This is a genomic window from Mesorhizobium sp. M0185 (genome assembly GCF_040322175.1).
Taxonomy (GTDB): domain Bacteria; phylum Pseudomonadota; class Alphaproteobacteria; order Rhizobiales; family Rhizobiaceae; genus Mesorhizobium.
Window position 1 is genome coordinate 314,438 of record NZ_JAMYSY010000001.1, and the last position, 22,024, is coordinate 336,461.

The following is a 22,024-nucleotide window of genomic DNA, read 5'->3' on the forward strand; positions in this document are numbered from 1 at the left end:
CGTCAGCCCCTCAGCATGGCAACGACCGAATCGACGATCGCGTTCAGCTGGTTTTCGATGAAGCCGGCGCCGATATTGACGCCAAGCGCCCTGGCAAAGCCGAAATAGGCGGCCAGCGCCAGGATCAGCCCGAGCAGCACGTCACGCAGCGGACGCCGGCTGCCGAAACCGTGGCAGATGAGAACGAACATGACGACAGATGCAGCGGTAAAGCCGAGCGGCTGGATCAGCACGAGGTTGGCGATCAGTCCGAGGGCAGCGATGCCCATCGCCTTCCAGTCGGTCGGCGTCTCCTTTTCGTCCTCCGGCTGCCAGCCGCCCCGCAAGGCGGCAATGATGAGCAGCAGCGACAGGATCACCATCCCGGTCATGGTGATGTAGGGAAAGACGGTCGGACCGACCTTGGAATAGAGCGGCGACACCGGGATTGCCAGCGTCTGCCAGGCAACCGCACCGGCACAGGCGAGGAGCCCGACGCCGATCAGCAGTTCGGGCACTGCAAGGCGCGGCGGCGCCGGCTGGTCGCTGGTGCTCATCATCGTCCTCCCAATGTCGGTCCCTTGGGGCCGGTTCTCCTTAGACCGGTCTCACTCGGCCGATCTCGGCGTAGTTTCACCTCCGGCGCCGCGTATGTCCATGCGGCTGGCGAAAGTCGGCAAGGGTTGGCGCAGGCCGCCCCTTGCCGAGAGCATCACGCCAGGCCGAGGTCCTTGAGTATCGTCCCGATGCGGGCCGTGTCTTCGGCGACGAATTTCGTATAATCGTCACCGGTGAGCAGGATCTGCGTCCAGTTGCGGTTCTTGCATTCGGTGGCCCAGGCGTCGCTCTTGGCCATGGTCTCGATCAGCTTGATCATTGCTGCCTTGTCGGCGTCCGAGACGCCGGGCGGTGCGAAGACGCCGCGCCAGTTGAACAGCTCGACATCGATGCCGGCTTCCTTCATCGTCGGCGCATCGATTCCCTCCTGGCGTTTATCTGCGGAGATGGCCAGCAGCCGCAGCGCACCCGCCTTGACCTGTTCGGCGAACTCGCCATAGCCGGAGATGCCGGCCGCGACCTGGTTGCCGAGCAGCGCCGAGAGCGCCTCGCCACCGCCGGCAAACGGCACATAGGAGAGATTGGTGGCCGGAACACCGACGGTCTTGGCGATGAGGCCGAACAAGATGTGGTCCGAGCCGCCAGCCGAACCGCCGGCGACCGGAACCTGCGTCGGGTCGGCTTTGAGGGCGGCAACAAAGTCGGCCGCAGTCTTGAATGGCGAGGCGGCCGGCACCACAAGCGCCTCAAACTCGCCAGTAAGGCGGGCGATTGGCGTGACCTCGGTAAGGTTGTTAGCCGCCTTGTTGGCGATGATCGCGCCGACCATGACCATGCCAGCCACCATCAGCGCATTGCCCTTGCCCTTCCACTGGTTGACGAATTGCGGCAGGCCGACAGTACCGCCGGCGCCGCCGACATTGGTGATCTGCGAGCCGGAGATCAGTTTTTCGCTGCGCAGCACCTGGTCCATGGCGCGCGCCGTCTGGTCCCAGCCGCCGCCTGGCGCCGCTGGCACGAAAATCTGCAGCTGCGGCGCGTCCTGCGCGAAGGCGGGGATAAAATGCGATTGCGCGAGTCCGGCAGCACCTGCTGCCGCGGTGCTCATCAAGAATCGGCGTCTGTTCAGCATGGGATTCCTCCAAATCGCGACACCTCCTCCGGTGCCTGCCAGAAACGTGGCCTGACTTCAGACCCGCTCGATAAAATTCATGCAGAGTTTGCGTCCTCCTGTCAAAGACAGAACACTCCGCATGCGGCAATCGGCCTGCGCGATTTTCAGGCTGGCGAACCGGACGCCCGAAGACGACGTGGCAGGCAGTGCCAAACAGCATCCGTCAGGGTTGCCGCTCCAGCAGGATGGTCGGCTTGCCTTGGTAGACGGTTCGCAGCACTTCGCCATAACCACGTTTTGCCGCGACGTTCAGCGATCCGGTGTTTTCCGGATCGATGATGCAGACGGTCTTCGCGGCGCCGAACGTCTCGTCGCCCCAGGCAAGCACCCGTGCGACGACTTCGCTGGCCAACCCCTGGCCATGCACGCCCGAAACCAGAGCCCAGCCGGCCTCCGGAATGCCCTCGATCGACGGCGTCATGTCGCGTTTCAGATCGTGAAAGCCGGCCTCGCCGATGAAGCGGCCGGTCGCCTTTTCCTCGATCGCCCAGAAGCCGTAGCCCAGAAGCGACCACAGGCCGGCATGCCGCAGGAAGCGCATCCAGCTTTCCTCCCGCGTGCGCGGCTTGCCGCCGATAAAGCGGGTGACGACGGGATCGGCCCACATTGCGACATAGGCGTCGAAATCGTCAAGCCGGTGCGGCCGCAGGACCGTGCGCGAGGTCTCAATCACTGGGGCGACAATTGTATGCGGACTGGCCATGATCATGTCTCGGTTGTGTTGCCGGTGCCTAATGCAGGTCTTCCAAAAGTGGGGACAGCGACACGCCCGAGACGGGAAATCCAAATCCGTTGCGAAAAACAAGAGCCAAGGCTGTGTAGATCATCTTCCAGGCTGATGTGAATCCTGCCAGGCGGTGTTAGTTTTTCTCCAGTACTGGTTCAGGCGCGTTGGGTTTCGGCGCTGCCGTCCGACAGAGGGGAACAGCATGGACACCACCGACCTTGTGCTTGCCATCTTCCATCATCTGCTGGTGTTTTCGCTGGCAGGCATCATCGGCGCCGAGTTCGTCCTGATCCGCAGCGACTTGTCCGCCGCGACGCTGAAGCGGCTTGTCGGCATCGATCGCCACTACGGCATCATCGCCATGCTGATCATCGTCGCCGGCATCGGCCGCGTCGTCTATGGTCTGAAGGGCTGGGAATTCTACGTCTACAATTGGATGTTCTGGGCAAAGATGGCCGCTTTCGCCATTGTCGGCCTGTTGTCGATTATCCCGACCATCCGTTTCCTGTCCTGGAACAGGAAGGTAGTCGCCAATCCCGGCTTCCAGGTGCCTGCGGCGGAGCTAACGTCCGTTCGCACCTATGTCCGCACCGAGGCATTGATCTTCCGATTGATCCCGGTGTTCGCGGCGGCGATGGCGCGCGGCTATGGCTACTAGCATAGGTTGGAGGAAGGGCATCGCACGGCCCAGCCTTCCCACTCATTTGCGCGGATAGACGTGCAGTTTGCCGTTTGAGCCCGATTGTCATTTGTCGGGTTGCGCTAGTTATTGCTCCATCTACATTCGGTTTTGAGAGGAACTCCGCGCAGCGGTTGGCAATCATATCCTGGGAGGAATCACGATGAGAAAATTCGTCGCCGCGCTAGCTGTCGCTGCGGCCGCCATGCTTTACCCACCGGCCGCTGGCGCGCAGACCTACCCCGAACGCACCATCACCATTGTCGTGCCGTTTTCGGCCGGCGGCCCTACTGACACCGTCACGCGTCTTGTCGCGGAAGCCATGTCGAAGGACCTCGGCCAGCAGGTCATCGTCGAGAATGTCGGCGGCGCCGGCGGCACGCTCGGCGCGGGCCGCGTCGCAAATGCCGAGCCTGACGGCTACACGCTGCTCCTCCATCACATCGGCATGGCGACAAGTGCTACGCTCTACAGAAAGCTCGCCTACGACACGCTGAACGCATTCGAATATGTCGGCCTCGTCACCGAGGTGCCGATGACCATCGTCGGCCGCAAGGACCTCGAGCCGACCGATCTGAAGGGGCTGGTCGACTACGCCAAGGCCAACAAGGACAGCATCACCGTTGCCAATGCCGGGATCGGTGCCGCCTCGCATCTGTGCGGCATGCTGTTTATGAGCGCCATCGGCACGCCGCTGGTCACCGTACCCTATAAGGGCACCGGCCCGGCCATGACCGATCTTCTCGGCGGCCAGGTCGACATCATGTGCGACCAGACGACCAATACCACCAAGCAGATCCAGGGCGGCACGATCAAGGCTTATGCCGTAACCTCGCCGCAACGGCTAGACGTGCTGCCGGACGTTCCGACGACGGTAGAGGCCGGTCTTCCCCAGGTGCAGGTCGGCATCTGGCACGGCATCTATGCACCCAAGGGCACGCCGGCCGAGATCACCGAACGCCTGTCGAAATCTCTGCAGGTGGCGCTGAAGGACCAGAACGTCGTCGCCCGATTTGCCGAACTCGGCACCAAGCCGTCGCCCGAGGCCGATGCCACGCCGGCCGCGCTCAAGGCCAAGCTGGAAAGTGAGATTGCGCGCTGGAAGCCGATCATCGAAGCGGCCGGCCAGTACGCCGACTAAAGGTTTTTAACGGGGCGCCGCCAGCGCCCCGTTTTTACACCGGCATCGGCACGCCCGTGAGGCGGGCCGGGAGGACGCCATGAAACCTTTCGCAATCGACAGAACCAACGGCATATGCGCCGCGCTGTTCATCTTTCTCGGCGCCTTTTTTGCGCTGCAGTCGCTCGGTCTCGAAATCGGCACCGCATTCCGCATGGGACCGGGCTATTTCCCCTTGGTTCTGGCGATCGTGCTCATTCTGCTCGGCGCCATCATCCTGGTCGAGGCAGTGCGCTTCGAGAGCGAGCCGATCGGTTACATTGCGTGGCGCGGCATGCTGTTCATCCTGCCTGCTCCGATCTTCTTCGGCCTGACGGTGCGCGGCCTCGGCTTCATCCCGTCGATCTTCCTGACGGCGCTGATCGCATCGTTTGCCAGCGGCCGCATGAAGCCGCTGACCGCGCTCGTGCTGTCGGCCGGCCTGACGCTGTTCGCGTTCGTCGTCTTCAGCTACGCACTCGGCCTGCCGTTTCGGCGTTTCGGCCCGTGGTTGCCCCTATCGTTGTGAGGAGATGAAATGGAACTCCTCAACAACCTCGCACTCGGCTTTTCGACCGCCACATCATTGGCAAACCTCGGATTCTGCCTGATCGGCGTCCTTCTCGGCACGCTGATTGGTGTCCTGCCCGGCATCGGCGCCACCGCGACCATCGCCATGCTGTTGCCGATCACCTTCCAGATCGGCGATCCGGTTTCCTCCCTGATCATGCTCGCCGGCATCTATTACGGCGCGCAGTATGGCGGCTCGACTACCGCTATTCTCATCAACATGCCCGGCGAATCCTCGTCGGCCGTCACCGCCATCGACGGGTACCAGATGGCCAGGAACGGCCGCGCCGGGGCGGCACTGGCGACCGCGGCGATAGGCTCGTTCTTTGCCGGCACGGTGTCGACCTTCCTCGTCGCCATCTTTGCCCCGCCGCTGACGGCCATAGCGTTGAAATTCGGTGCTGCCGAGTATTTTTCGCTGATGATTGTCGGTCTGGTCTCGTCCGTCGCGCTCGCCCACGGCTCGATCGTCAAGGCGCTGGCCATGGTCGTGCTCGGCCTGCTGCTCGGCCTTGTCGGCACAGATATCTACACCGGTACACCCCGTTTCACGCTCGGCATCCGCGAATATGCCGACGGGCTGAATTTCGTCGCAGTGGCGGTCGGTGTCTTCGGCGTCGCCGAGATACTGCGCAACCTCGAAAACGAGCATGAGCGTTCCGTGCTGATCCGAAAGATCTCCGGCCTTATGCCGACCCGCGAAGATTTTCGGCGCATGGCGGCTCCCATCGTGCGCGGGACAATCATCGGTTCCGCGCTCGGCATCCTGCCGGGAGGCGGCGCGATCCTTGCCGCCTTTGCCTCCTACACCGTCGAAAAACGTGTCTCGAAAAATCCCGGGGAATTCGGCAAGGGCGCAATCGAAGGCGTCGCCGGACCGGAATCGGCCAACAATGCCGGCGCACAAACCTCCTTTATCCCGATGCTGACGCTCGGCATTCCGGCCAACCCGGTAATGGCGCTGATGATCGGCGCGATGATCATCCAGGGCATCGTGCCCGGCCCCAATGTCGCCATCGAACAGCCTGCGCTGTTTTGGGGTATCATCACCTCGATGTGGATCGGCAATCTGATGCTGATCGTCTTGAACCTGCCGCTGATCGGGCTTTGGGTGAAACTGCTTACGATCCCGTATTACGTGCTCTTCCCGATCATCATGGCGTTCTGCTCGATCGGCGTTTACAGCGTCAACACCAACGTCTACGACCTCTATGCCGTCGCCCTTTTCGGCTTGCTTGGCTATCTCCTGACCAAGCTGCGCTGCGAACCTGCGCCGCTGCTGCTCGGCTTCGTGCTCGGCCCGCTGCTCGAGGAAAACCTGCGCCGCGCCATGATCCTCTCGCGCGGCGATCCGAGCACCTTCGTGACGCGGCCGATCAGCGCCAGCCTGCTCCTCATCGCGCTTGCCGTGCTCGTCATCGTGTTTCTCCCCGCGGTCAGGAAGAAGCGCGAGGAGGTGTTCGTCGAGGAGAGTTCCTGAACGTGGACGGCGCCACATACGAGGAACTTCACAGTCACTTGCCGGGCACTGACTCAGTAGCCGCTTCTACTGGCCCGAGCGGCGCGATCTCGACCAGCGGTGCAGGCACGCTGGTCGTCTTTTCCTTGGCCTTGCAGATATCGGCGATGACGCAGGCCGGGCAATCCGGCTTGCGCGCCTTGCAGACATAGCGGCCGTGCAGGATCAGCCAATGATGCGCGTGCCGCATATATTCATCCGGAATGATCTTCAGGAAACCTTGCTCGACCTGTTCCGGCGTCTTGCCCGGCGCCAGGCCGAGCCTGTTACCGATGCGGAAGATGTGCGTGTCGACCGCCATCGTATGCTGGCCGAATGCCACGTTGAGCACGACGTTGGCGGTCTTGCGGCCGACACCCGGCAGCTCGACCAGCTGATCGCGATCTTCAGGCACCTCGCCGCCATGGTCGCGGATCAGCGCCTCCGACAGCGCGATGACGTTCTTGGCCTTGTTGCGCCATAGCCCGATGGTGCGGATATGGTCGCCGAGCCTGACCTCGCCCAGCGCCAGCATCTTTTGCGGCGTGTCGGCAATTTTGAACAGCGCCCGCGTCGCCTTGTTGACGCCGGCGTCCGTCGCCTGAGCCGAAAGCACCACCGCCACCAACAGCGTGAAGGCGTTGATATGTTCGAGCTCGCCCCTCGGTTCCGGCCGCTGAACGGAAAAGCGCCGGAAAATCTCATGCACCTCGGCCGCGCTGTAAAGCACCCGCGATCTCGCCGACCGCGGACGCGGCTTGACGTTCGAGCCGTCGCGGCGGCCGGGCAACAGGTCTTTTTTTAGCGCAGAAGAGTTTTTGGGCTTGGGGCTTGTCATTGCCTTCCTATAATATTCCCCAATGAGCGACACAAACGCCTCATTTCAGGCCGACGAGCCATTTTTCCAGGCGCTGCTGACACCGCACCGGTCGCTGAGCAAGACCGGCTTTGCCATCCTGATGGGCGCCCTGCTGTTCGGCTGGCTGGTGACCGGAGCTTTTTTTCTGTCGCGCGGCGCCTGGCCGGTGTTCGGCTTCTTCGGCCTCGACGTGATCGCCGTCTACATCGCCTTCCGCGCCAATTATCGTGCCGCCCGGGCTCGCGAGGAGGTATCGGTGTCGCGCACCAGCCTCGACATCCGCAAGACTGCCCCGTCAGGCAAATCGGAAGCACACCGCTTCAATCCGTTCTGGGCGCGCTTTTCGATCGCCCGCCACGCCGAGATCGGCATCACCAGAATGGCGGTCGAGGCGCAAGGAAGAACCGTCTCGATCGGCGGCTTCCTCAACCCTGACGACCGCGAAAGTTTTGCCACCGCATTTTCGCGCGCTCTGGCGACCGCCAAGACGCGCTGAGCCAGCGTTTCAGAACCGATAGCGCAACAGCCTGCCGATCTTGCGCAATGCTGGAATGTATTTCCAAAGGCGAACGAACAGTTTCGCGAACCAGCGCATGCGAGCGGCATGTTCCGGCTTATAGGCAGGGATGTCCTCGACGAACCGCAGCTTCGGAACGGCTCGCTCCAATTCATGCGGGTTCTCGATGCTCCAGTGGACCTCGGCACCGGTGGCGCGGAAGGAGGAATTGAGGCGAATGATCTTCAGGCCCAGGCGACTATAGGCATCGAAAACCAGTTCGCCGCTCGAAAGATGTCCCACCAAACGAGAAAACAGTTGCTGCCCCTCCTCGGCGCCCAGGTAGGGAGTCAGGCCTTCCGCCACGACTATGGCCGGGCGATCCCGAGGTACTTCGTTCAGCCATCCCGGTTCGGTGACCGACGAAGCGATCAGGTGGTAGTGATCCCGCACTGGATAGAGCTTGCGCCTGAGGTCGATGACTTCGGGATAGTCGACGTCGAACCAGTCCACGCCGGCTGGCGGGTCGATACGGAATATGCGCGTATCGAGCCCACACCCGAGATGCAGTACGATGGCGTCAGGATTTCGGGCGAGAAAGTCCTGAACGCAGACGTCCAGCGTCTTTGCCCTGATTGCTAGACCGATGCCGAGATTGTTGTCGACCTTGAGCCGTGAGAAATCATAGTCGATGTTGCGCACCGCCTCGTCGGCAAAGTAGTCCCTGAGCAGCGAATTGGGCAGCCGGCTCTCCAGCGCCTTGCCGTAAAGTGTCAAAAGCAAAGTCTCCTTTGCCCCGGTCAGGTTTACTTTTTCACCAGCCACGACCGTCCTCCCCATTCAAAGCCCAGCTCTATCTGGGCACATGCCGCGGGAAAGCAAGTTTCGGGTGGTGATCGGCGCCGCGAAGGACGATATTCGCATTCAAGGAGATACTGCCATGAACGCCCAAATGCCTCTCAAAACGACAGCAATCCTTCAGAAAGACATCACGCCTGAAGGTGGTGACTACGAAATCGTCCGTCGTGCCATCGAAAAGATCAGCCTCGACTATCGCGACCAGCCTTCGTTGGAAGTGCTGGCCGAGGAGGTCGGCGAGACGCCGACCGGGCTGCAGAAGCTGTTCACCCGCTGGGCCGGCCTGTCGCCCAAGGCTTTTCTGCAGGCCGTCACCCTCGATCATGCGCGCAAGCTGCTCGATGCCGGCATGCCGCTGCTTGAAACCTCGTTCGAACTCGGCATGTCCGGCCCAGGCCGGCTGCATGATCTGTTCGTCACCCACGAAGCGATGTCGCCGGGGGATTACAAAACCCGCGGCGCAGGGCTCACCATCCGCTACGGCTATCATATCTCGCCTTTCGGCATCGCGCTGATCATGGTGACTGACCGCGGCCTTGCCGGCCTCGCCTTCAACGACCCAGGCGGCGAGCGTGCGGCCTTTGCCGACATGTCCAGCCGCTGGCCGAATGCGACCTATGTCGAGGATATGGCGGCGACGGCGCCCTATGCCGCGCGCATCTTCGATCCGTCGCTGTGGCGCGCCGACCAGCCGCTGCGCGTCGTCATGATCGGCACAGACTTCCAGGTCCGTGTCTGGGAGGCCTTGCTGCGTATTCCGATGGGCCAGGCCTGCACCTATTCCTCGATCGCCGCGCGCATCGGCGCACCGAGCGCCAGCCGGGCTGTCGGTGCCGCGGTCGGTGCCAATCCGATGTCCTTCGTCGTGCCGTGCCACCGGGCTCTCGGCAAGTCCGGCGCACTCACCGGCTACCATTGGGGCCTGACCCGAAAACGCGCCATCCTCGGCTGGGAGGCGGGACAGGTCTCTTGAATAGCCAACGAATGGAAACGACACGAGCGACGCAAGGACCGCTAGGGTGACAAGCAGCGATCTTACGGAGTAGCTTCCCGCGCAATTAGAGTGGTATGCGCTAGCGGGAGGCATTTCTTGATCGTCGTCATCGGCTCCATCAATCTCGATCTCATCGCAAGTGTCGACCGCTTGCCCGGTCCCGGCGAGACCGTGCGCGGCTCCGGTTTCGCTACTGCCCCCGGCGGCAAGGGCGCCAACCAGGCGCTGGCCGCCGCCCGCGCCGGCGCCAAGGTGCGCATGGTCGGCGCGGTCGGCAAGGACAGCTTCGCCAGCGACGCTCTGGCGCTGCTGCGCGACGGCAAGATCGACCTGTCCGGCGTCGGCGAGACCTTTGCCTCGACCGGTACCGCGTTGATCATGGTCGGCGCCGACGGCGAGAACGTGATCGCCGTTGTGCCGGGCGCCAATGATTCGGTCGTGCCGGGTGACCTTTCCAAGGCCTTCCTGAAAAACGGCGACATCGTGCTGCTGCAATTGGAGATCCCGCTGCAGACCGTCGAGGCAGCACTCGACGCGGCAAGGACAGCCGGCGCGATCACAGTGCTCAACACCGCACCTTTCCATGGCGACGCGGCCGGCTTCCTCGGCAAGGCCGACTATCTCGTCGCCAACGAAACCGAGTTCGACCTCTACGGCGAGGCGCTGTCGTTGAATGGCCGCGACCGCCCGGCACGGATGCGCGACTATGCCGCGAGAACCGGCCGCACCATCGTCGTCACGCTTGGCTCGGACGGCGTTCTGGCGGCAACGCCGGACGATCTCCTGATGGTTCCGGCGCTGAAGATCAGTCCGCTCGATACGGTCGGCGCCGGCGACACGTTCTGCGGCTATTTTGCAGCCGGGCTGGCAGCCGGCCTGCCGCTCGACCAGGCGCTTGCCCGCGCTGCCGCAGCCGGTTCGCTGGCCTGCCTGAAGGCCGGTGCACAGCCGGCCATCCCGCTGGCCAGGGACGTCGATGCCGCCCTGCAGAAATCTGCAGGCTAAAGCGGGATGACAGCCATGCGCCCGACGACGAAGCACGCGGTGCCGCCCGCCGGCGACATCTGCCGCCTGTCTGCCGTGGAGCTTGCCGGGAAGATCAGGCGCCGGCAGCTTTCGGTGCGCGAAGTGGTCGCGGCATTCCTCGACAGGATCGAGGCGGTGAACCCGCTGGTCAACGCTATCGTTTCATTGCGTGAGCGTGCCGACATCCTGCGCGAGGCCGACAGCGCTGACGCTCATCTGGCGCGAGGAGGAGATACCGGATCGCTGTTCGGCCTGCCGATCGCGATCAAGGATCTTGCGCTGACAAAAGGCCTGAGAACCGCCTTCGGCTCGCCGATCTTCGCCGATTTTGTGCCTGAGGAAGACGACTTCTTCGTCGAGCGCGTCCGCAAGGCCGGCGCGATCATCATCGGCAAGACCAACGTTCCCGAATTCGGGCTCGGCTCCAACACCTACAACACCGTGTTCGGACAGACGCTCAACGCATTTGACCCGGCGCTGACCGCCGGCGGCTCGAGCGGCGGTGCGGCGGTCGCGCTGGCGCTCGACATGGTTCCCGTTGCCGATGGCAGCGATTTTGGCGGTTCCCTGCGCAATCCCGCTGCCTACAACAATGTCTATGGCTTCCGTCCATCGCAGGGATTGGTGCCGGCCGGCCCTGACCTTGATGTGTTTCTTGCGCAAATGGGCGTCGAAGGGCCGATGGGGCGTAACGTGCGTGACATGGCGTTGCTGCTCGACGTTCAGGCCGGCTATCATCCTCGCGCGCCGCTGTCGCATGATAAGCCAGGCTCGTTCCTCGAAGGGCTGGAAGCACCGGCGGCCGGCGGGCGCATCGCCTGGCTCGGCGATCTCGAAGGCCATCTGCCGGTTGAAGCAGGCGTTCTACAGCTTTGCGAGGCAGCACTCGGCCGGTTCGCGGATGTATCCTTCGAGGCCGAGCCGCTGATGCCGGAATTCGACTTCGAAGCGCTGTGGCAAGCCTTTGTAACGCTTCGCCAGGCGAGCAGCGGTTGTGCACTCAAGGCGCATTACGACGATCTCCTGAAACGAAGTCTGCTGAAGCCGGAGGCCGTTTGGGAGGTGGAACATGCACTGCGCCTCACCGCGCCGCAGATCCACGCCGCCACGGTGAGGCGCTCGTCCTGGCATCGAATGCTGCTGTCGCTCTTCGAGCGTTTCGACCTGATTGCGCTGCCAGCCGCACAGGTCTTTCCCTTCGATGTCGTCACCCACTGGCCAAGGGAAGTGGCCGGGCGTGCCATGGACAGCTATCACCGCTGGATGCAGGTCTCAGCGCTCGCCACGCTGGGCGGCTGCCCGGCGGTCAACGTACCGGCGGGCTTCGACGCCAGGGGCAGGCCAATGGGCATGCAATTGATCGGGCGGCCGCGCGGTGACCTATCCGTGCTGAGGGCGGCTGCCGCGTATGAGGCCACGCTGCCATGGCAGGCCGGCGCCTGCTGAAATCAGCTCCGTATTGTCGGCGCCTCGCCGACTTGCACGCAACTCATCGTCATGCATTGATCGCGACAGCGCGCCGCACGAGCGGCATTCTGTGGAGGGAAAAATGTCGCTGGAACTCTACGCCACCTACGTCGTCGCCTGCATCGTCATCATCCTGGTGCCGGGGCCGACGGTGACGCTGATCATCGCCAACAGCATCCGCCACGGCTCGCGCGCCGGTCTCGCCAATGTCGCTGGCACCCAGGCCGGGCTAGCCATCATGATCGCCATTGTCGGCATCGGGCTGACCTCGCTGATCGCCGGCATGGGCCACTGGTTCGAATGGGTCCGGCTGATCGGCGCCGCTTACCTGATCTGGATGGGCGTGCAGATGTTCCGCTCGAAAGGCAAGCTTAACGCCGACGGATCGGCAAAAAAGCCGCGTGGCGGCTTCTTCCTGCAGGGCCTGCTGGTGGCGATCAGCAATCCAAAGACGCTAGTGTTCTTCGGCGCCTTCTTTCCGCAGTTCATCGCGCCTGAAGGCAATTACGCGTTACAGATCGGCGTCATGGGTCTCACCGCGATGATCTTCGCCGCCGTCTCGGATTCGACCTACGCGCTGGCCGCTGGCCGCGCAGGGCGTCTGCTGTCGGCCGGCCGCGTCAAGCTCTTGTCGAGGATCAGCGGCAGCTTCCTGGTCGGCGGCGGCCTGTGGCTGGCCTTTTCCAAGGCGAAGTAACGGCCGCGAGCCCGGCGACGCCAACAGCAACATCCTGGAATAGGAAGGCCGATTGAAAGTCGGCCTTCAGGCCACCACATGGATCAACAGTTGGGGATTCATGTCTATGCCGTGGACTTACGCGGATTTGAAAAGGAACGCGTTTGGCGTGATCCTGCTCATTGGTTTGTTCGCGGTTATGTTTCCGTCGGCTCTGAACAAATGGGCGAATGACGCAAGTCCGATCCGGTCGGTTGATCCGGTCGATGCAACGATCAAAAGTGGACAGGGTAAAGGGCGGAATATCCAACATCTGCTGGTCCTTGAGAACGGTTCGACGGTCCTGGTTTACGACGACCTCCCGCATCTGATCGGCTCGCGCGTCGGCATCGAGCGCGTCACGCGCGACAATGGCTTCGTCTTTTACCGGTTTGCAAATTGAACCATGCCAAGAGCGCGGCTGGCCTTCACCTTGTTGATGCTGCGGGAAAACCTCCGGGGCGTCATTATCACCAGCCTTGTGGTGGGCGTCTGCATTTTGGCAATCGGTGCACTGATTGCAAGGCGGAGCAGCCCCATCGTCGATGTGGAGCGCGTGACAGGCACGGTGGTTAACGTCCTCAATGCTGAAGGGGCGGTCGGTGACGGATTCCGCTATCTCTATGGAATCCGTCTCGAAGAAAGTAACCTCCTGGTGTTCGTGTATGGCGACCCGCGCGCGCCGCGCGCCATCGGCTCGCAAGTATTGATCGAGCGACAGCGTCGCATGAACGACACCGAAACGTATCGTCTGCTTCGGGAATGAAAGACGGCGCTAAAGCCGCCCCAGCCTTTCCAGCAACAGCGCGAAAAACGCATCATGGTCGATGTCGCGCATCACCATGGCGTTCTTCGGCCGTTTGGTCACCCCCCACCAGTCGATCACCGTCATGCCCATGGTGAGCTCCGAGGCGGTTTCCACGCTGACATTGCAGTTGCGACCCTTGAACAGCTTCGGCTTCAGCAGATACGCGATCACGCAAGGATCGTGCAGCGGGCCGCCGTCGGTACCGTATTTCTCCTCGTCGAAACGTTCGAAGAATTCCAGCATGTCCGCGGTGGCCGTGCCGACCCTGGTGCCGAGCTTACGGAAGGCCTTCGTGCGCTTGGCGGTGGTCAGCGCCTTGTGGGTAACGTCGAGCGGCATCATCACGATCGGAATGCCGGATTTGAACACGACATCGGCAGCATGCGGGTCGACATAGATGTTGAACTCGGCGGTCGGCGTGACGTTGCCGCCCTCGAAGAAGCCGCCGCCCATCAGCACGATTTCCTTGATGCGCGGCGCGATTTTCGGCTCGCGGATCAGCGCCAGCGCAACGTTGGTGAGCGGCCCGAGCGCGCAAAGCGTGATCGTGCCGCTCTCCTCCCTCATCAGCGTCTCGACGATGAAATCGACCCCATACTCTTCCTGCAGTTTCATCTTTGGTTCGGGCAGTTGCGGCCCGTTGAGGCCGGTCTTGCCATGCACTTCCTCGGCGGTGACCAGTTCGCGCGCCAGCGGCCGGATGGCGCCTGCATAGACCTTGACGTCCGGCCGGCCGGCCAGCTCGCAGATCTTGCGGGCGTTTTTTTCGGTAAGTTTCAACGGCACGTTGCCGGCCACCGCGGTGATGCCGACGATCTCCAGCTCGGCGCTGCCGAGCGCCAGCAATATGGCGACGGCATCGTCCTGGCCGGGGTCAGTGTCGATGATGATCCTGCGGGATTGGGGCATTTCAATTCCTTGTTTTGGCAAGTCTTTTTGGGCGGGACGTGTGACGGCTTGAAGTCTGCCGGGCGGCGGACCATATCAAGACCATCGGGAAAAATGCCATCCGGGTTTTTCCACTTTATGTCGCTCTTGAGAGGACACTGTAACATGAGCCGAATGACGCCTTTTTCCAGCCCGCTTCTCCTCGGTTTTGATTCCATGGAAAAGACGCTGGAGCGCTTGGCAAAGTCCGGTGACAGCTATCCTCCCTACAACATCGAGCGCCTCAGCGGTGCCGACGGCAAAACCGAAAGGCTGCGTATCACGCTCGCCGTCGCCGGTTTCGCGGAAAACGATCTCGATGTCACAACGGAGGAGAACCAGTTGGTCGTGCGGGGCCGTCAGAACGACGACACCGAGCGCGAATTTCTCCACCGCGGCATCGCCGCGCGCCAGTTCCAGCGCTGTTTCGTGCTGGCCGACGGCATGCGGGTGATTGCGGCGGAATTGAAGAATGGCCTTCTGTCGATCGATCTCGATCGGCCGGAATCCGAACGGCTGGTACGAAAAATAAACATATCGGTGAAAGACTGATTTTTGCCGATAGCTCTCATGCGGGATGGCCTTGAGCGGCGTCTCGCGGCAAGGAGGCTTGAAATGACCAGAACTAACGAGAACATCATCATGACCAGCGGCGAATTCGCCCATCTCGGCGAAGGTTCGGTCGCCTATCTCAGGAAAGTGTCGAGCGACGATCTGCGCGGCCGTTTCCCGGGCCTCGGCGAAATCGCGCCGGGTCTGGAACTGTGGGCCCTGTTTGCCGCTAATGGCCAGCCGATCCTGCTTTCGGACGCTCGCGACCGGGCACTGGCTGGCGCGCTGGAAAACGATCTGACCCCGGTCGCTATCCACTAACGTCGCTATCCACCAACATTGGCGCCATCAACTGACAAATATGGCGCAGCGATCTGGCTGGAAACAGACAGGGCCGCTCACGGCGGCCCTTCAACGGATTTAATCAAAACCTCAAGCGGCGTGCGAGGCCTGCGTGTCCGACAGCAGCGCATGGATGGCCACGGCGTCGCGCGTGCCCCTGATCTTGGCAACCGTGTCGGCGTCGCGCAGCACCCGCGCGATGCGCGACAGCGCCTTGAGGTGGTCGGCGCCGGCACCTTCGGGAGCCAAAAGCAGAAACACCAGGTCGACCGGCTGATCATCGAGGGCCTCGAAGTCCACCGGTGTCTCCAGCCGGGCAAAAACGCCGGCAATCCGCTTCACCCCAGCCAGCTTGCCGTGCGGAATGGCGATGCCGTTGCCGACGCCGGTGGAGCCGAGCCGCTCGCGTTGCAGGATGGTGTCGAACACCTCTCGCTCCGGAATCCCGGAAATCGCCGCCGCCCTTTCGGACAGCAATTGCAGCAGCTGCTTTTTGGAGTTCGCCTTCAACGCCGGCATGATTGCCGGAACGCTGACGAGATCGCTCAGATCCATGCTTGAAATCCCTTGTTCGCCTGCCGTCGCCAGTCCCCACGCTCGCGTGCGGCTGGTCTTTACCCCTGCGCGACCTTGGCCGTGGACGGGTCGATCCAGCCGATATTCCCGTCCGGCCGGCGATAGACGATGTTGAGATGGTCGTTTCCGGCATTGCGGAAGACCAGGACCGGGCTGTCCTTGGTGTCGAGTTCGATCACCGCTGACGCCACCGACATGGTCCGCAGCGTCATGGTCGATTCGGCGACGATGGCCGGCGCGAAATTCTCCGGTATGTCCTCCTCGTCGTCGGCAAGCGGCGCCATCACCGTATAGGCGACGTCGGTGAGCTCGCCGTTGCTATTGCCCGAATTGTGCGACTTCAGCCGGCGCTTGTAGCGCCTGAGGCGCGTTTCCAGACGGTCTGCCGCGGTATCGAAGGCAAGCGTTGGATCCTGGGCATCGCCGGTCGCCTGCAGCGAAGCACCGGAGTCCAGCCGGATCATGCAATCGGCCGTGTAGCGCGACCCCGATTTGACGACTACGATTTGCCCTGAAAAGCCCCGATCGAAATATTTCCCGATCACTTCCCCGACACGGTCGTTGATGCGCGTACGGAACGCATCGCCGATATCCATGTGTTTTCCCGATATGCGCAGTGTCATCTGAAAACTGACCTTCCTTGCTCAGGCTTCAAACTGTCCCGAGTTTATACTCGTGGTCCGCGCGCACAAGCTTTTGCGGCGTCACTTGCGCCGATTTTAGATCCGAACTTTCCGGTTGATCACAAGCCGCCTTCTTGGCCGTCCCGTGGCCTACGTCGTGACGGACCATCTCTCGTGCGGGCATCGGCGAACTCAAATCCACTCGCCAGCCCGTCTCATGCGGGCGGGCTTCTAGCCACTTCGTCGCCGCTTGTCAATGAAGGGCGAAAGCTGTGGAAATTCCGCCGGAGATCAACGGCCGGCGCTGGCCAAAGCGCGTTTTTCGCGCCGCCGCTGCACCGAAGAGGGTATGTTCATGCCTTCCCGGTATTTGGCCACCGTGCGCCTGGCGATGTCGACGCCGCTTTCCCGCAGCATGTCCACGATGGCATCGTCGGAAAGCACATCGATGGCTTTCTCCTCGTCGATCAGCTGCTTTATGCGGTCGCGCACCGCTTCCGACGAATGCGCATCGCCGCCACCTGACGAAGCGATCGAGGCGGTGAAGAAATAGCGCAGCTCGAACACACCGCGCGGCGTCAGCATGTATTTGTTTGCCGTGACCCGGCTGACCGTTGATTCGTGCATGCCGATGGCGTCCGCCACCGTGCGCAGGTTGAGCGGCTTCAGGTGCCGCACGCCGTGGACGAGAAAAGCGTCCTGCTGGCGCACGATCTCAGAGGCCACCTTGAGAATGGTCTTCGCCCGCTGGTCGAGGCTGCGCGTGAGCCAGTTGGCGTTCTGCAGGCATTCGGCAAGGAAATCCTTTTCCGCCTGGTTTTTCGCATGTGGCGTGACCTGGGCGAAATAGATGTGATCGACCAGCACGCGCGGCAGCGTCTCGGCATTGAGCTCGACCGTCCAGCTGCCGTCATTGGCTGCACGCACCTCGACGTCGGCCACGATCGCATCGCTGGCACCGCGCGAAAACGCCATTCCCGGCCGCGGGTCGAGCGCCCGGATCTCGGCCAGCATGTCGAGCAGATCCTCCTCGTCGACGCCGCAAATCCGCTTCAGCGTCTGGAAATCGCGCCGTGCCAGGAGTTCGAGATTGGCGATCAGCGCCTTCATCGCCGGATCGAGCCGGTCACGCACGGCAAGCTGCAGCAACAGGCATTCGGCGAGGTCGCGGGCGAAGATGCCGGCGGGCTCGAATGTCTGGCAGACCGCCAGGACCGTTGCCACCGCCGTGGCGTCCGTGCCGAGGCGGGCGGCGATCTCGGCCATGTCGGCACGCATGTAGCCGGCCTCGTCGAGGCCGTCGGCAAGCTCGCCGGCGATCAGGCGCGCCGCCGGATCGGCAAAGGCGAGCGCCACCTGCTCGCCGACATGGTCGCGCAGCGTGATGGCCGCCGCCGCCATATCCGCGACGTCGAAGCCGTCGGAGGAAGAGGTGGAACCGTTGCCGGACGCCGATTTCCATTGTGCCGTCAGGTCGGGCCCGAGCCGCTCGCTCGTACCAGGATCGTCAGGAAACAGGTTTTCCAGCGACGTATCGAGCTTTTCCGAGATCGCCTCGGCGCTCCACGCCGTTTCCGCCTCGAACCAGTCACCGTCGGCAGCCGGTTCCGATGCGGCGTCGCCCTTCTGCGCCTGGTCGCTGGCGGCGTCCTCCTGCGGTTCGGCGCGTTCCAGCAGGGGATTGCGTTCGATCTCGTCGTCGATGAAGCGTTCCAGCTCGAGATGGGTGAACTGCAGCAGGCGGATCGACTGCATCAGCTGCGGCGTCATCACCAGCGACTGCGACTGTCGTAGCTGTAGTTTTGCCGCCAACGCCATGGTTCGGTTTCAAACGCTCCGTCTACGCACCCGCACTGCTGGAAGGAATTTTCCAGGCCAGCATAGAAACTGGCCCGGCTTTTGCTTGTCAAGGCGAGGAGCGGTAAAACTCGCCTGCCGGCGCCTTTTCAGGCAGAAAATTGAAGAAAAAGCTGCTGGACTACGCCGGAAATCCCGCTCGAGCCGGAATTTCGCACTTAGAGTGTAAATCCCTCGCCGAGATAAAGCCGCCGCACATCGGCATTTGCGACCACTTCGTCGGCTCGACCATGGGTCAGCACCTGGCCGGCATGGATGATGTAGGCGCGGTCGATCAGGCCAAGTGTCTCGCGGACATTGTGGTCGGTGATCAGCACGCCGATGCCACGTGCCGTCAAGTGGCGCACGAGCTGCTGGATGTCGGCGACGGCGATCGGGTCGATGCCGGCGAACGGTTCGTCGAGCAACATGTAGGCGGGGCGGGTTGCCAAGGCGCGGGCAATTTCGAGGCGTCGCCGCTCACCGCCGGAGAGTGACAGCGACGGAGCCTTGCGCAGATGGCTGATGTGAAATTCCTCGAGCAATTCGTCGAGCAGGCGCTCACGCTCCTTGCGGCTCTTTTCGACCACTTCGAGCACGGCCCGGATGTTTTGTTCGACATTCAGGCCGCGAAAAATCGAGGCTTCCTGCGGCAGATAGCCGATGCCGAGACGGGCGCGGCGATACATCGGCATCGACGTGACGTCGAAACCGTCGATTTCGATCGTGCCTTCATCGACCGGCACCAGGCCGGTTACCATGTAGAAACAGGTCGTCTTGCCGGCGCCGTTGGGGCCGAGCAGCCCAACCGCCTCGCCGGCGCGCACGCCCAGCGTCACGCCGCTGACGACTTTGCGACCCTTGTAGCTTTTGGTCAGCCCCTTGGCGATCAAGGTTCCCTTGAACTTTGCCGCTTCGACGGTGACCCTGGCCGGTGCCGCAAGTTTGCTGGCGGCGCGCCCTGGAAGACGCGCCAGCAGCGACGATATACCGGTCATCAGGGTTTCGCTGCTCCAGACTTCGCCGGCGGCGTGATCGACATCATGACGCGGCCGCCGCAAGCGTCGACCTGGGCAAGGCCGCTCTTCATCTGCACGGTAAGCTTGCAGCCGACAAGCACGTTGTCGCCTTGCGAGAGCACGACCTTGCTGCCCGAAAGCACCAGCACTTCGGTCTTCATGTCGAAGGTGCCGCGGTCGCCGGTAGCAACCTGATTGTCCGATTTGATGTAGACCTTATCGTCGACCTCGAGATGGTCGATGTTGGCGGATCCGGTCATTGCCGCGGCACCCGCGGGCTGGGCGCCTTTAGCGGCGCCTGCATCCCTGACGTAATAGACCGTCATTTTGCCGGCCTTGAGCACGGTTGGACCCTGGACGACGTTGACGTTGCCGGTGAAGACGGCGACGCTTTCCGCCTGGCGCACCTCGAGCTTGTCGCTTTCGATCTGGATAGGCTTGTCGCCCGACAGCCTGAGGCCGGACATTTGGCTGGTGGCACTGGATTGCGCCAGCGACGGCGCCGTCCCGAAGGTCAGCCCCAAGGGCAACCCAAGCGTCAACGCCGAAATCGCGGCGAGGCGCCGTGCCGAACTACTGAACCGCATTGGTCTCTCCGCTCTTTGCCTCTGCCGCCTTCAAACTGGCGGGATCGATGTCGACGCGCACCTTGTTCTCGAAAACCAGGACCTTGCCATTGTCCTGGACCGACATCGAATCCGCCCTGATCCGCGACCCGCCGCGGCTGACATCGACGGGCTCGCTTGTCTTCATAGTGCCTTCGCCCATGTCGAGATAGACTGATTTGAATTTTGCCACCACACCATCCGTGGTCGACACGGTCACATCGCTGGTCAGGCTGAGCGTGTTGCCGTCGCGATCATAGGTGCCGTGCGTGGCATCGATGGCGGCCGTGTTGTCGGCCGCAATCGGCAGCTTGGCCTTGATGCCCTCCAGATCGATGATGCCTTGTTTGCTGACATCCTGTATGGCGCGCAGGGCTGTCATCGAATAGGGCAGGTTCTGTTTGGTGAAGCCGTTGAGCTTGGGGTTGGCCATCACCAGCTTGCCATCGGCAAAGGCGCCGCCGTCGGCCTGCACCTCGATTGCAGCGGGAGCCATGAGATAGGAATAGACAGGAAACGCGACCGCAATCACGGCAGCGACCAGCGGAACGGCCAGCTTGAGGACACGGACCCGGCGCGAATGACGCTGTGCAACGTCAAACGCGTCGACCCGCGCCCGGCCTGCGGCCTTGGGAGCCAACTCCGTCTCGGTGTTGGTCGGTTCGATTGGTCCCGCTAACATGACTGCTTCTTCTAAACCCCTGCCCGCCAGGCCGCCCTATAGGTGGGGTGCCGGCGCCCTCAAGCAAGCACAAGCCGAGGAAAACCGCAAAAATGTGACAGCCGCCCCTGTACAATGAAAATGGCCCCAGCGCAGCCTGTACCTCATACCAGATATGGGCGCACAGTGTTAGAGCCCGTGGAACGTGACAGGTTGAGGTTTGCCGCGAATGCCTAACGGCCTTTGGCGCAAGGCCGTCAGGAAACGGTAGCCGGGCGCGAATGGTTGCTTTAAAAGCATCTGCTCCCACCGACTACGAGGCTGACCATGGCATTGAGAGCCGACGACCTGATCGACCGCCGCCGCTTGCGCCGCAAGCTGACATTCTGGCGTGTTGCGGCGATTATCGTCGCAGCAGCGGGACTGATCGCCTTCTCGGCATGGATCTATGGTGACGACTTCACCGGCGCGGCTGTCGACCACATCGCCAAGGTCAAGATCGAAGGTACCATCACCGAAGACGAAGAACTGGTCAAGCGGCTGGAGGCAATCCGTCAGTCGCCGCGCGTCAAGGCTGTGATCCTGTCGATCGATTCACCCGGCGGCACCACCGTCGGTGGCGAATCGATCTATGAGGCAGTGCGCAAGCTCGCCGCCGACAAGCCGGTGGTGGCCGAGGTCGGCACGCTCGCGGCTTCGGCGGGCTACATGATCGCCACTGCGGCCGACCATATTGTCGCACGCAAATCGTCGATCGTCGGCTCGATCGGCGTGCTGATCCAGTACCCGGATGTCAGCGGCCTCATGGACAAGCTCGGCGTCAAGCTGGAGGAGGTGAAATCCTCGCCCTTGAAGGCCTCGCCTTCTCCCTTCAAGCCGACCAATGACGATGAGCGCGCCATGGTCCGCAAGCTCATCCTCGACAGCTACGACTGGTTCGTCGGCATCGTCGCCGAGCGCCGCAACATGACCAAGCCGGAGGTGCTGGCGCTCGCAGACGGGTCGATCTTCACCGGCCGGCAGGCGGTCACCAACAGATTGATCGACGCGGTCGGCGGCGAGGCCGAAGCAATCGACTGGCTTGCAGGCAAGGGTGTCGATGCCAAGCTCAAGGTGGTGGAATGGAAGGACACGGAAAAACGCGGCGGTTTCCTGTTCTCCAAAGCGATGGCGCAGACCGTCGGTGCTGCGCTTGGCCTGGCCGGCCATGACGGCGACGTCCTTCACGAAATTGGAGCGGACCGCTTGTTTCTTGACGGTCTCGTTTCCGTCTGGCACCCTTGAGGAACCGCTTGGGACGAGTGAAAAACCAAATA

General features: G+C 62.5%; 26 protein-coding genes. 14 read left to right on the top strand and 12 right to left on the bottom strand.

Annotated elements, in window-relative coordinates; translation table 11 throughout:
* Positions 1-2: 2 nt before the first annotated feature.
* The 3 genes from NKJ20_RS01505 to NKJ20_RS01515 all read right to left on the bottom strand — a co-directional run bounded on the left by NKJ20_RS01505 (position 3) and on the right by NKJ20_RS01515 (position 2,414).
* On the bottom strand, positions 3-536 hold the full coding sequence (locus tag NKJ20_RS01505) for a tripartite tricarboxylate transporter TctB family protein (RefSeq protein ID WP_352448304.1): 534 nt from the start codon (positions 534-536) through the stop codon (positions 3-5).
* Positions 537-691: 155 nt separating this feature from the next.
* On the bottom strand, positions 692-1,669 hold the full coding sequence (locus NKJ20_RS01510) for a Bug family tripartite tricarboxylate transporter substrate binding protein (RefSeq protein ID WP_352448305.1): 978 nt from the start codon (positions 1,667-1,669) through the stop codon (positions 692-694).
* A gap of 205 nt (positions 1,670-1,874) precedes the next feature.
* On the bottom strand, positions 1,875-2,414 hold the full coding sequence (locus tag NKJ20_RS01515; protein WP_352742171.1) for a GNAT family N-acetyltransferase: 540 nt from the start codon (positions 2,412-2,414) through the stop codon (positions 1,875-1,877).
* Positions 2,415-2,640: 226 nt separating this feature from the next.
* Between NKJ20_RS01515 and NKJ20_RS01520 the strand changes: the two genes are divergently transcribed.
* The 4 genes from NKJ20_RS01520 (at position 2,641) to NKJ20_RS01535 (ending at position 6,326) form a co-directional block, all read left to right on the top strand.
* A complete protein-coding gene (locus NKJ20_RS01520; RefSeq protein ID WP_352742172.1) occupies positions 2,641-3,096 on the top strand; it encodes a DUF2214 family protein in 456 nt (151 codons plus the stop codon).
* A gap of 184 nt (positions 3,097-3,280) precedes the next feature.
* Positions 3,281-4,258, top strand: coding sequence for a tripartite tricarboxylate transporter substrate-binding protein (locus NKJ20_RS01525; RefSeq protein WP_352742174.1), 978 nt, complete (start codon positions 3,281-3,283; stop codon positions 4,256-4,258).
* Between the two features lie 79 nt (positions 4,259-4,337).
* Positions 4,338-4,805: a tripartite tricarboxylate transporter TctB family protein gene (locus NKJ20_RS01530; RefSeq protein ID WP_352742176.1), complete on the top strand. Its 468-nt coding sequence runs from the start codon at positions 4,338-4,340 to the stop codon at positions 4,803-4,805.
* A gap of 9 nt (positions 4,806-4,814) precedes the next feature.
* A complete protein-coding gene (locus NKJ20_RS01535; protein WP_352742178.1) occupies positions 4,815-6,326 on the top strand; it encodes a tripartite tricarboxylate transporter permease in 1,512 nt (503 codons plus the stop codon).
* Between the two features lie 34 nt (positions 6,327-6,360).
* Here the strand turns inward: NKJ20_RS01535 and nth are convergent, their stop codons facing one another.
* On the bottom strand, positions 6,361-7,182 hold the full coding sequence (gene nth, locus NKJ20_RS01540; RefSeq protein WP_352742179.1) for an endonuclease III: 822 nt from the start codon (positions 7,180-7,182) through the stop codon (positions 6,361-6,363).
* A gap of 22 nt (positions 7,183-7,204) precedes the next feature.
* Between nth and NKJ20_RS01545 the strand changes: the two genes are divergently transcribed.
* Positions 7,205-7,699 carry a DUF2244 domain-containing protein gene (locus NKJ20_RS01545; protein WP_352742181.1) on the top strand — a complete coding sequence of 165 codons (495 nt, stop codon included), beginning with the start codon at positions 7,205-7,207 and terminating at the stop codon, positions 7,697-7,699.
* Between the two features lie 9 nt (positions 7,700-7,708).
* Here NKJ20_RS01545 and NKJ20_RS01550 read toward each other — a convergent pair whose 3' ends face one another.
* Entirely contained in the window at positions 7,709-8,524 is an 816-nt protein-coding gene (locus NKJ20_RS01550; protein WP_352742183.1) for a class I SAM-dependent methyltransferase, read from the bottom strand.
* A gap of 115 nt (positions 8,525-8,639) precedes the next feature.
* On the opposite strand from NKJ20_RS01550, the gene NKJ20_RS01555 reads away from it, so the two are divergent.
* The 6 genes from NKJ20_RS01555 (at position 8,640) to NKJ20_RS01580 (ending at position 13,525) form a co-directional block, all read left to right on the top strand.
* Entirely contained in the window at positions 8,640-9,530 is an 891-nt protein-coding gene (locus NKJ20_RS01555; protein ID WP_031211349.1) for a methylated-DNA--[protein]-cysteine S-methyltransferase, read from the top strand.
* Positions 9,531-9,647: 117 nt separating this feature from the next.
* Positions 9,648-10,556, top strand: a complete 909-nt coding sequence (locus NKJ20_RS01560) for a ribokinase (RefSeq protein WP_352640818.1) — start codon at positions 9,648-9,650, stop codon at positions 10,554-10,556.
* 6 nt (positions 10,557-10,562) lie between these two features.
* Positions 10,563-12,023 carry an amidase gene (locus NKJ20_RS01565; protein WP_352742185.1) on the top strand — a complete coding sequence of 487 codons (1,461 nt, stop codon included), beginning with the start codon at positions 10,563-10,565 and terminating at the stop codon, positions 12,021-12,023.
* A gap of 103 nt (positions 12,024-12,126) precedes the next feature.
* Positions 12,127-12,741 (top strand): LysE family translocator, encoded by a 615-nt coding sequence (locus NKJ20_RS01570; RefSeq protein ID WP_023675274.1) that lies wholly within the window; start codon positions 12,127-12,129, stop codon positions 12,739-12,741.
* A 52-nt stretch (positions 12,742-12,793) separates the two neighbouring features.
* Complete coding sequence (locus NKJ20_RS01575) at positions 12,794-13,162, top strand: hypothetical protein (RefSeq protein ID WP_352742187.1); 369 nt, start codon at positions 12,794-12,796, stop codon at positions 13,160-13,162.
* A 3-nt stretch (positions 13,163-13,165) separates the two neighbouring features.
* The gene (locus tag NKJ20_RS01580; protein WP_352742188.1) at positions 13,166-13,525 is read left to right on the top strand and encodes a hypothetical protein; all 360 of its coding nucleotides are present in this window, start codon (positions 13,166-13,168) and stop codon (positions 13,523-13,525) included.
* Between the two features lie 9 nt (positions 13,526-13,534).
* Here NKJ20_RS01580 and NKJ20_RS01585 read toward each other — a convergent pair whose 3' ends face one another.
* Positions 13,535-14,476: a nucleoside hydrolase gene (locus NKJ20_RS01585; protein ID WP_352742190.1), complete on the bottom strand. Its 942-nt coding sequence runs from the start codon at positions 14,474-14,476 to the stop codon at positions 13,535-13,537.
* Between the two features lie 144 nt (positions 14,477-14,620).
* Here NKJ20_RS01585 and NKJ20_RS01590 point away from each other — a divergent pair, with 144 nt between their 5' ends.
* Both NKJ20_RS01590 and NKJ20_RS01595 read left to right on the top strand, forming a co-directional pair.
* Positions 14,621-15,046, top strand: coding sequence for an Hsp20 family protein (locus tag NKJ20_RS01590; protein WP_352742192.1), 426 nt, complete (start codon positions 14,621-14,623; stop codon positions 15,044-15,046).
* 63 nt (positions 15,047-15,109) lie between these two features.
* Entirely contained in the window at positions 15,110-15,367 is a 258-nt protein-coding gene (locus NKJ20_RS01595) for a BQ00720 family protein (protein ID WP_023675269.1), read from the top strand.
* Positions 15,368-15,478: 111 nt separating this feature from the next.
* Here the strand turns inward: NKJ20_RS01595 and ptsN are convergent, their stop codons facing one another.
* The 6 genes from ptsN to lptC form a co-directional block, all read right to left on the bottom strand.
* A complete protein-coding gene (ptsN, locus tag NKJ20_RS01600; protein WP_023675268.1) occupies positions 15,479-15,943 on the bottom strand; it encodes a PTS IIA-like nitrogen regulatory protein PtsN in 465 nt (154 codons plus the stop codon).
* A 59-nt stretch (positions 15,944-16,002) separates the two neighbouring features.
* Entirely contained in the window at positions 16,003-16,587 is a 585-nt protein-coding gene (gene hpf, locus NKJ20_RS01605) for a ribosome hibernation-promoting factor, HPF/YfiA family (RefSeq protein WP_023675267.1), read from the bottom strand.
* Positions 16,588-16,878: 291 nt separating this feature from the next.
* Positions 16,879-18,405 (bottom strand): RNA polymerase factor sigma-54, encoded by a 1,527-nt coding sequence (gene rpoN, locus NKJ20_RS01610; RefSeq protein WP_023675266.1) that lies wholly within the window; start codon positions 18,403-18,405, stop codon positions 16,879-16,881.
* Positions 18,406-18,602: 197 nt separating this feature from the next.
* Positions 18,603-19,421: an LPS export ABC transporter ATP-binding protein gene (lptB, locus tag NKJ20_RS01615; RefSeq protein WP_292664962.1), complete on the bottom strand. Its 819-nt coding sequence runs from the start codon at positions 19,419-19,421 to the stop codon at positions 18,603-18,605.
* Positions 19,421-20,029, bottom strand: coding sequence for an LptA/OstA family protein (locus tag NKJ20_RS01620; protein WP_292664963.1), 609 nt, complete (start codon positions 20,027-20,029; stop codon positions 19,421-19,423). The genes lptB and NKJ20_RS01620 overlap by 1 nt, the downstream gene beginning before the upstream one ends.
* Entirely contained in the window at positions 20,016-20,729 is a 714-nt protein-coding gene (gene lptC / locus NKJ20_RS01625; RefSeq protein ID WP_352469430.1) for an LPS export ABC transporter periplasmic protein LptC, read from the bottom strand. The genes NKJ20_RS01620 and lptC overlap by 14 nt, the downstream gene beginning before the upstream one ends.
* A 306-nt stretch (positions 20,730-21,035) precedes the next feature.
* Here lptC and sppA point away from each other — a divergent pair, with 306 nt between their 5' ends.
* Positions 21,036-21,992: a signal peptide peptidase SppA gene (gene sppA, locus NKJ20_RS01630; protein WP_352742194.1), complete on the top strand. Its 957-nt coding sequence runs from the start codon at positions 21,036-21,038 to the stop codon at positions 21,990-21,992.
* Positions 21,993-22,024 lie beyond the last annotated feature (32 nt).

Bases quoted from the DNA above. Each gene is read 5' to 3' on its own strand.
- NKJ20_RS01535 (WP_352742178.1), top strand. From the start codon at position 4,815: ATGGAACTCCTCAACAACCTCGCACTCGGCTTTTCGACCGCCACATCA.
- rpoN (WP_023675266.1), bottom strand. From the start codon at position 18,405: ATGGCGTTGGCGGCAAAACTACAGCTACGACAGTCGCAGTCGCTGGTG.
- NKJ20_RS01585 (WP_352742190.1), bottom strand. From the start codon at position 14,476: ATGCCCCAATCCCGCAGGATCATCATCGACACTGACCCCGGCCAGGAC.
- hpf (WP_023675267.1), bottom strand. From the start codon at position 16,587: ATGACACTGCGCATATCGGGAAAACACATGGATATCGGCGATGCGTTC.
- NKJ20_RS01510 (WP_352448305.1), bottom strand. From the start codon at position 1,669: ATGCTGAACAGACGCCGATTCTTGATGAGCACCGCGGCAGCAGGTGCT.
- NKJ20_RS01515 (WP_352742171.1), bottom strand. From the start codon at position 2,414: ATGGCCAGTCCGCATACAATTGTCGCCCCAGTGATTGAGACCTCGCGC.
- sppA (WP_352742194.1), top strand. From the start codon at position 21,036: ATGGCATTGAGAGCCGACGACCTGATCGACCGCCGCCGCTTGCGCCGC.
- nth (WP_352742179.1), bottom strand. From the start codon at position 7,182: ATGACAAGCCCCAAGCCCAAAAACTCTTCTGCGCTAAAAAAAGACCTG.
- NKJ20_RS01545 (WP_352742181.1), top strand. From the start codon at position 7,205: ATGAGCGACACAAACGCCTCATTTCAGGCCGACGAGCCATTTTTCCAG.
- lptC (WP_352469430.1), bottom strand. From the start codon at position 20,729: ATGTTAGCGGGACCAATCGAACCGACCAACACCGAGACGGAGTTGGCT.
- NKJ20_RS01595 (WP_023675269.1), top strand. From the start codon at position 15,110: ATGACCAGAACTAACGAGAACATCATCATGACCAGCGGCGAATTCGCC.
- NKJ20_RS01555 (WP_031211349.1), top strand. From the start codon at position 8,640: ATGAACGCCCAAATGCCTCTCAAAACGACAGCAATCCTTCAGAAAGAC.
- NKJ20_RS01590 (WP_352742192.1), top strand. From the start codon at position 14,621: ATGAGCCGAATGACGCCTTTTTCCAGCCCGCTTCTCCTCGGTTTTGAT.
- NKJ20_RS01565 (WP_352742185.1), top strand. From the start codon at position 10,563: ATGACAGCCATGCGCCCGACGACGAAGCACGCGGTGCCGCCCGCCGGC.
- NKJ20_RS01580 (WP_352742188.1), top strand. From the start codon at position 13,166: ATGCCAAGAGCGCGGCTGGCCTTCACCTTGTTGATGCTGCGGGAAAAC.
- ptsN (WP_023675268.1), bottom strand. From the start codon at position 15,943: ATGGATCTGAGCGATCTCGTCAGCGTTCCGGCAATCATGCCGGCGTTG.
- NKJ20_RS01505 (WP_352448304.1), bottom strand. From the start codon at position 536: ATGAGCACCAGCGACCAGCCGGCGCCGCCGCGCCTTGCAGTGCCCGAA.
- NKJ20_RS01570 (WP_023675274.1), top strand. From the start codon at position 12,127: ATGTCGCTGGAACTCTACGCCACCTACGTCGTCGCCTGCATCGTCATC.
- lptB (WP_292664962.1), bottom strand. From the start codon at position 19,421: ATGACCGGTATATCGTCGCTGCTGGCGCGTCTTCCAGGGCGCGCCGCC.
- NKJ20_RS01525 (WP_352742174.1), top strand. From the start codon at position 3,281: ATGAGAAAATTCGTCGCCGCGCTAGCTGTCGCTGCGGCCGCCATGCTT.
- NKJ20_RS01620 (WP_292664963.1), bottom strand. From the start codon at position 20,029: ATGCGGTTCAGTAGTTCGGCACGGCGCCTCGCCGCGATTTCGGCGTTG.
- NKJ20_RS01520 (WP_352742172.1), top strand. From the start codon at position 2,641: ATGGACACCACCGACCTTGTGCTTGCCATCTTCCATCATCTGCTGGTG.
- NKJ20_RS01530 (WP_352742176.1), top strand. From the start codon at position 4,338: ATGAAACCTTTCGCAATCGACAGAACCAACGGCATATGCGCCGCGCTG.